A 7,357-nucleotide genomic window follows, 5' to 3' on the forward strand; every position below is an offset into this window, starting at 1 on the left:
ACCCAGTCATCGGACAGGTACACCACGGGACCGGACACCCCATCGAGCGCATCACCGGTGGCCGCCGAGTTGGCGGGGGTGACGGCCAGGAAGTGCTCGCCGTCGAAGCTGTTCGACCAGACGATCGCCACACGAATCCCCCCTCTCTCAGGTGGTGGGGTTGCGGGCCCCGACCCTCAGCGGGCTGATGGTGTAGGTACCGGCGGCGGGGTATTCGACCTGAGTGTCGAGCTCGATGGCGCCGAAGAAGGCGCCGCTGTCGTCCCACAGGCCGCACCAGCGCACCCACGTGCCTTCACCCGGTACGGAGAACTCAGGGTCGTTGGAGGCGGTGACCATGCCACTGGACGGGGTTCCCCACGTCACCGATTGTCGGGCATACCCCCCACCGGACAGTTCGTTGGAGCCGCTGCCGTCGGGCTCGGCGGAGTGGAGCGACACCTCCGCCACATCGGTGACGGCTGCACCCGCGGCCGGGGTGAGCATCCCATTCTGAAAGGCCATAGCCCCTCCTTCTTCGTGTTGGTTACCTGCGCGACATCTCGCGCTCGCCGGCCCTGTTGGCGCGAGCGATCTCTCGGGAATCCACCTGGAAGACGAAGTCGCCGTCCTGGTCGCGGACCGCGGCGAGCAGCCGCTCGAGTAGATCGGTGGACCGCACCTCAGCACGGATCAGGTCCTGCTGGGCGGAGGCGATACGGGACTGCTGGGCAGCCGCGTGCTGGGCGACCTCACTGGACACCGGCACCCGCACCGCCCCGATCTCCGGACGTTCGGACACCAGGCTGGCCATAGCCCGGTCCACCTGCGACTGGCCTGCAGCCAGCCCACCGAGGAGGCCGGAGATGATCTCTCCACCGACCTCATCCCGGAACACCTTCGACGGAGAGCTGATGCCGAGTGCGCCCTTGGCGGCGTCCAGAGCACTCGAGGCAAGGTTGCGCATGCGGTCGTAGAGCCGGCTCGCAGCGCCGGTGATCCCGTTGATGATGCCGGTGATGATGTTCCGGCCGATGGTGCGCATTCGGGTTCCGATGTTGGAGAACACCTGGTAGATCCGGGAGGGGATCTGCCGCACCCGCGAGATCAGGTTCGTCACCCGTGTCGTCACCGCCGACACGATCGCGTTCCACGCGGTCGACGTGGTGGTACGGACCGTGTTCCAGGCGTTGGAGATGGTGGTGCGAGCCGAGGTCACCGCGTTGGAGATGGTGGTGCGGATTCGGTTCCAGATTCTAGTGATGGTGTCCCATACCGCCTGGAACAGGCGTTGTGTGGTGGTGCGCGCCCGGTTCCACGCCGAGGTGACCGCGTCCACGATGGTGGACACCACTGAGGAGATGCCGTCGTAGATCTTGGTCCAGATCCCCTTGATGATGTCCCACATCGCGGACAGGACATCGCCGATCCAGTCGGACAGCTTGTGGAACCATTCGACGATCGCTTCAACCAGGTCGGGCACGATGCTGTTGCCGACGAGCCAGGTGTAGATGGCCTCCCAGATGCCGACGATGATGTCCCACAGGCCCTGGAGGATCCCCCAGATCGCGGTGACCAGACCTTCGAAGATCGCGACGATCGCGGTCCACAGGCCCTCACCGATGGAGACGATGCCGTCCCACATGCGCTGCCAGTCGCCGGTGAAAAGGCCGATGAAAAAGTCGAGGATGCCGGAGATGATCTGGAGGGCTCCGGAGAACACTCCGGAGATGATCTGCCAGGCCCCGGAGAGGATGCCGCCGATCGCGGTCCACAGCCCTGACCACATCGACTTCAGGAGTTCGCCGAGGGTCATCATGTCGTTGATGAACGCCTGCCCGTACTCGTCCCACAGGCCGCTGATGATCTCCCACACCTGCGAGAAGATGGTCTTGATGGACTCCCACGCGTCCGCCCAGTGGCCAGAGGCGCCAGAGGCCGACTCCACGACGTTGTCCCACCACTCTTGGATGGCGGGCCACGCTGTGGAGGTGAACCAGTTCACGACCTCGGCGGTCGCGTCCTTGACCCACTCCCACGCCCCGACCACTGCGTCCCGGAACTTTTCGCTGTTCTTCCAGGCGTAGACGAATCCCGCAGCGAGGAGGGCGAGCGCACCGATGACCCAACCGACCGGGTTGGACAACAACGCGATCGCGGCCCCGCCGGCCTTGAACGCGGCGACCACAGCCAGAATCGGCTTGACGACGGTGAACCATGCGGTGGCCAGAGCGCCGACCACCAGGCCGAACACCTGGACCACGGTCTGGTTGTTCTGCATCCACACGCCGACCTGCCCGAGCAGGTCCCCTAGCGGTTCCAAGGCCAGGACGAGCCCGGCCACGGCAGCCCCGGCACCGATAGCGAATCCGACCAGTGCCGGCCCGGCACCGCGGGCCAGGTCCGCCACACCCCGGGCGATGGTCTCCAGGGCGGTGGTCACACCGGAGTCGCGCATCGCCTGACCGGCACGGGAGAGCACCCCGGGCAGGGCCCCGAATGCGGCTCCCACACCGTCAGCCATTCGGTGCACGATGGGTGAGACCCGGTCCAGCAACGGGATGAGCTCGTTGGCGACACCGTTGATGAAGGTGTTGCGCATGGAGTCCCACGCCGAGGACCACGTGCGGTCAGCCCGTTCGGCGCCGTCGACCAGACCGGCCGCCCAGGTGCCGCCCTGGGCCTGCATGGCCTCCAGGACGTCCTCGACCAGAAGTTCACCGGACCCGGTGAGGTCGCGGATCTGGGCGTTGGTGATCCCCAGGTGGTCGGCGAGCATGTCATAGATCGGCACACCCGCCTGCGAGATCTGGTTCAGCTCGGCAGCCGACGCCCGGCCCGCGTTCTGAGCAGAGGCCAGGGCGGTGGTGACCCGGCCGAGCTCCTCGGCGGAGCCGCCGGTCGCGGAGATCGTCGACTCCATGAACTGCATGAGATTCGCAGTCTCTTCGGCCGTGAGCCCCAGGTAGGCGAGGTCGGAGGCGCCCTGCTGGAACGCCTGCATCGCAATACCGGACTGGCCGAACCGGTCGTTGAGCAGGCCCATCATCTTCTGGGCCTCATCGGCGCCGTGCCCAGCGGTCTCGTACAGGCCCTCCAGGACGGCCTCGGTGTGCTGGGCACCGGTGGCGACCTGGTAGATGTCCGACGCGATGTTGATGAACCCGAGCCCAGCGGCCAGGGTCGCGCCCATCGTCGCCATGCCCCGGATCTGGGCACGGAGCTCCCCGGCGCCAGCGGACGCGGCCCCAAACGCTCCACCGAACCGTTCACGGATGGAGGAGGTCGTGGAGGCCACCGCCCCACCGATCGCACCCATCGCCCCGGACAACCGCCCCACACCCCGCTGGGTGCCGGTCTGGATACCGGCCCCCAGCTGGCGTCCAGCGCGCTGTCCAGCGGCGGGCATGATGCCGCTGAGCTGGCGCTGCATGGTCGCCTGCGCCCCCCGCAGAGAGGGCGAGACGGTGAGCGTTGCATACCCCACGTTGGCCACGGGGCGTCACCTCCCGTGGTGCGGTGTTCAGTGGTGCTCTGCTGCCCTCTGCCGGGCGAGAAGCTGGGCGCGTTCGCGGTCGTAGGCGGCCAGCTCATCGCGCATCCGCACAGCCTCGGTGGCCTTGTGCTTCTTCATGCGGGGGGTGCGCGGGTCAGCCGGGTGCGGTTTGCCGACGATCACCTGGTAGATGTCAGCGAGCAGGTACGCGGGCAGCGGCCACCCGTCCGCTTGGCCGGTGGCGTGACCGACCGCGGACTCAGCAGGTGAGTGACGGATCCGTGCCCACGCTTGCCACAGCGACAGGCGCCCCGCCCATAGGTCGGCGAGGCTGTCGCCGGTGCGTGCGAGGTCGGCCTCCACCGCTTCCGGGTGTTCCCGGATCAGCCGGAGGAGGCCGCGGATTCCCCCGCCGAGGTGAACCCGTAGGCCTTGGCGACCTGCTCCATGATCGGTTCCAGGTCGGTGACCCGTAGGGTGCCGCCGTGCAGCGCACGGATCCTGACGATCGCCTGCTCGCCGAGGATGCCCTTGACGGTTCCGACGACCTTGCCCTGCTCGAACGCTTCCAGGACATCGATGTCGACATCCCTGAGTTCGGGCAACCGGAAGCGTTCGCCCTTGCAGTGGACGAACTTGGGCTTGTCGGGGTCGGTGGCGGTGGCCACAGCCCGCAACGACTGTGCCGGCTGGGCCTTCGCAGTGGGGCCCTGGGCGGCTTTGAGCTCAGCGATTTGCGCTTCGAGGTCAGCTACTCGGTCGGCGCTGGTCTGTTCACTCATGCGTGATCACTCCCTGTGCGTGGAGAGGCCCCGGGCGCCACGCACGCCGCCCGGGGCCGGTCTCGATGTGTTCGGGGTTAGCTGTTGGCGGCGAGCGGGTCGCCCTTCCACACGTAAACCAGCGGGTACTGCGACTCCTCACCCGGCAGCGTGTAGTGGATACCGCCGGACGACTCCTCGTCGACGGCAGGGAAGAACGTAACCGTCAGCTCGCGGGACTGCAGGTCGGTTTCGGTCTCGGACACGTCACCGCGCTCGGTCACCATCGCGTACCCGGCGGACACGAATCGGCGTTCCCGGTACCCGGCCTCGGAGGACCCGGTACGGGTGATGAACGCGATCCTGAACTTGTCCTGTAGTTCGGGCTGGTTGATGTAGCCCTCGTAGTCACCGGACCCGTCGTTGGCGAACTCCACCGAGTGGCCCGGGTAGGCCAGCCGGTAGGTGCGCGCGTTGGACTCCAGCGCGGTGAACTGTCGGGTGATCGTGTAGTTGGCCGCGGACACGGCGATGAGGTGGCCACCCCACGCCCGGTGCATCTCGGTGTCGGTCTCGGTGGACTCGGTGAATCCGTCCCCACCGGACAGGTACCCGACGGACGTCCACGTCTCGTCGAAAACGGCCCCGTTCTGGGGGATCTCGGCGTCGGCGGGGCCGATCAGCACGTAGCCGTTCGCCCACACCGCGGCGTTGTTGTTGTTGCCCTGCATGGTGTTTCTCCTAGTTGGTGGGCGCGCGGCCCACGGTCACGGTGCATGTTGCGATCGGCACCCCGGACGGGGCGTCATCTGTGCTCACCACCCCGGATACGGGGCGGCCCGGCCAGGCCATCAGCACGGACTCGGCCAGGCGGCACAGGCGCTTCGCACGGGTGGGGGACGGCAGGTTGGTGCCCTCGGCGGCGGCCGGCCAGGCGGTCAGGCGCACCAGCACGTCCTGAGCGAGCGAGTGCCCACCCCACGCCGCGTGGTGCACCGAGCTGTCCACGGCCACCTGCACCACCGAGTAGCCGACCCGGGGTGTCCAGTCGTGCGGCAGCGCCACGGCGGCACGTACCTCTCCCACGTCCGGCGGCCAGATGGCCGATGCCAGGTAGTCGACCAGGAGGTGTTCGGTGTCGCCATAGGCATCTACTGGTTCCGGGGGTTCCACGAGGCGCCCCCTCCCAGCACCCGCACGGCACGCGTCAACACACCGTGCTTGGCCTGCATGGCCACCCCGGCGGGGTGGCGGATGGACACCAGGCCCACGGGCCGGCCGTCGTGGCCGATCGCGGACCGCACCTCGGTATCACCAGTCAGGTCCACCCCCATCTCCCGGCCTGGGGAATCGGCGATGAGGCCCTGAGCGCGGACCGCACCCCCGACCTTTTCGGCGGCGTCGTCCACCATGGACCGCACCCCGGGATAGGACGACAGGACCTGGCGGATACCTGCATGGTCGAGTCGGACACGTACACGAGCCATTACCCCTCCGCTCTCTTCAGGGTGACCTGGCCACCCATGGCGATACCGGTGTACGGCGAGATCCACTCGCCGACCTCGCCCTCGATGTCGAACAGCACACCGCCCTCACCCCGGATGGGTAGGCGGATCTGATCGGTGCGCACGATGTCCGCCCCCGGCGGGGGGAACAGAGCGAACCCTTCCGTGGCACCGAGGCGTCCCGGCGGCATGGCCTCCTCGCCGATCCCGCCGTCTGCGGTGGCCACCCTGGGCGCCCACACACAGTCGTTGATGATCACCTCGTCCATGCCACCGGGGATGGGGTCGCCGTAGGCGTCCCACCCGCCCGGTGTGTGCCGGATACGGGTCACAGGGCCACGGGTCATCTACCTCACCCCCACGGGTCCGGCGGGGTACGGGTCAAGGCCCCCGCCGGTGTGGTGTCGACGGTGAACGCACGCTGCCGGCCCCGCACTGGCTCGCCGAGGAGCAGTGCCCGCTCCTCATCGGTGAGCCACGGTGTGCCCGGACGGTCGCCGGCGTAGGTGGTGTTGTACGGGCCCACGCCCTCCTGCCGGACGCCCCTGGGGTTTTGCAGGCACCGCATCACCATGCGGGCCTGTACAAACACCACGGTCGCCAGATCCGGTGGGGTGTCCGGGTCATCCACCCGGTCGTCGATGTCGGGCACCTCGGAGCGGATGATCACCGCGGCGTCGTCCAGCCACTTCTGGATGAGGTCCTCATCGGCCGGTGCCCCGGGCCCCACCCACCGGTCGATGACGTCCTCAGGTGTGGCCCAGGACATGTCAGCTACCGCCGTTGACGTCACCGGTCAGGCGCACGAAGTGGCCCTCCTCGCGGACACGGAAACCGACCTCGATCTCCGCACGCACCGCGAACATGTTGCGCTGCCAGAGGTTGATGGTCTCGTCGCCGTCGGTGAGGGTCGCCTGGTCCGAGATGGACACAGTTACACCCTCGACCTGGCCCCAGTGCGCGGACCGCCAGTCACCGCCGTACCCGACGGTGGAGGTCGCGGCGTCCGCCACGGAGCGGGACCGGAAAACGGGCCGCGCGTAGATGGAGCCGATGCTGCCCTCGGTCTGGATGTTGTCGATCAGCAGCGGGCGACCGTTGCCGTCATCAGCACCCAGGGCGATGAGCTCACCGCCAGTGGACAGCAACCACCCGGTGACGTCACCACCGGCCTCCTCGGTCGGGTTCAGGGCCACGGACTGCATGGCCTCCAAGAACCCGGTCCGCGGCGAGTCGATGCTCACGGTCTCGATGTCCTCGAGGGTGTCGAAGTCCGCAGACGAAGGTGCCCCTTCGCCGAGCAGGACCGCACGGTCAAACCGCCTGGCCAACGCCAGCGGAAGCCGGGACACCAGGGCGGAGTAGAGCCGGGTCTTGTCCCGACGGAACTGGTTGGAGAACGGCACGATCGTCGCGATCGTGTACCCGCGCATCAGACGCGAGTCCAGGGTCGGGCGGGAGACCGGCTTCTCGTCGGTCTCGGCCACGAACTCGGCCTCGGCGTCACCGGTGATGATCTCCACCTCAACACCGCCACCCGGCAGGTCCACCTGCTGGGCCAGGCGCATCACCTGGGAGTTCTCCTGGATGGGCTGCCAGATTTCAGCGGCAACCTC

At 67.9% G+C, this 7,357-nt stretch carries 10 protein-coding genes; all 10 read right to left on the reverse strand.

All coding sequences use genetic code 11. From position 1 onward, the window contains the following. Positions 1–147: 147 nt before the first annotated feature. On the reverse strand, positions 148–504 hold the full coding sequence (locus K8V84_RS22925) for a hypothetical protein (RefSeq protein WP_304078574.1): 357 nt from the start codon (positions 502–504) through the stop codon (positions 148–150). A 22-nt stretch (positions 505–526) separates the two neighbouring features. Next, positions 527–3,475: a tape measure protein gene (locus K8V84_RS22930; protein ID WP_304078575.1), complete on the reverse strand. Its 2,949-nt coding sequence runs from the start codon at positions 3,473–3,475 to the stop codon at positions 527–529. 27 nt (positions 3,476–3,502) lie between these two features. Then, positions 3,503–3,838 carry a hypothetical protein gene (locus K8V84_RS22935; protein WP_304078576.1) on the reverse strand — a complete coding sequence of 112 codons (336 nt, stop codon included), beginning with the start codon at positions 3,836–3,838 and terminating at the stop codon, positions 3,503–3,505. A gap of 20 nt (positions 3,839–3,858) precedes the next feature. After that, positions 3,859–4,257, reverse strand: a complete 399-nt coding sequence (locus tag K8V84_RS22940) for a hypothetical protein (protein ID WP_304078577.1) — start codon at positions 4,255–4,257, stop codon at positions 3,859–3,861. Between the two features lie 77 nt (positions 4,258–4,334). Next, positions 4,335–4,967, reverse strand: coding sequence for a hypothetical protein (locus K8V84_RS22945; RefSeq protein WP_304078578.1), 633 nt, complete (start codon positions 4,965–4,967; stop codon positions 4,335–4,337). A gap of 10 nt (positions 4,968–4,977) precedes the next feature. Beyond that, positions 4,978–5,409, reverse strand: a complete 432-nt coding sequence (locus tag K8V84_RS22950) for a hypothetical protein (RefSeq protein ID WP_304078579.1) — start codon at positions 5,407–5,409, stop codon at positions 4,978–4,980. Next, positions 5,388–5,723: a hypothetical protein gene (locus tag K8V84_RS22955; protein ID WP_304078580.1), complete on the reverse strand. Its 336-nt coding sequence runs from the start codon at positions 5,721–5,723 to the stop codon at positions 5,388–5,390. Before K8V84_RS22955 ends, K8V84_RS22950 begins: the two co-directional genes overlap by 22 nt. Then, entirely contained in the window at positions 5,723–6,088 is a 366-nt protein-coding gene (locus K8V84_RS22960) for a hypothetical protein (RefSeq protein WP_304078581.1), read from the reverse strand. The genes K8V84_RS22955 and K8V84_RS22960 overlap by 1 nt, the downstream gene beginning before the upstream one ends. A 5-nt stretch (positions 6,089–6,093) precedes the next feature. Then, positions 6,094–6,510, reverse strand: coding sequence for a hypothetical protein (locus K8V84_RS22965; protein WP_304078582.1), 417 nt, complete (start codon positions 6,508–6,510; stop codon positions 6,094–6,096). Between the two features lies 1 nt (position 6,511). After that, a partial coding sequence (locus K8V84_RS22970; protein ID WP_304078583.1) for a phage major capsid protein occupies positions 6,512–7,357 on the reverse strand: 846 nt, incomplete at its 5' end.

It is taken from the genome of Nocardiopsis listeri (assembly GCF_020741345.1).
GTDB lineage: Bacteria > Actinomycetota > Actinomycetes > Streptosporangiales > Streptosporangiaceae > Nocardiopsis > Nocardiopsis listeri_A.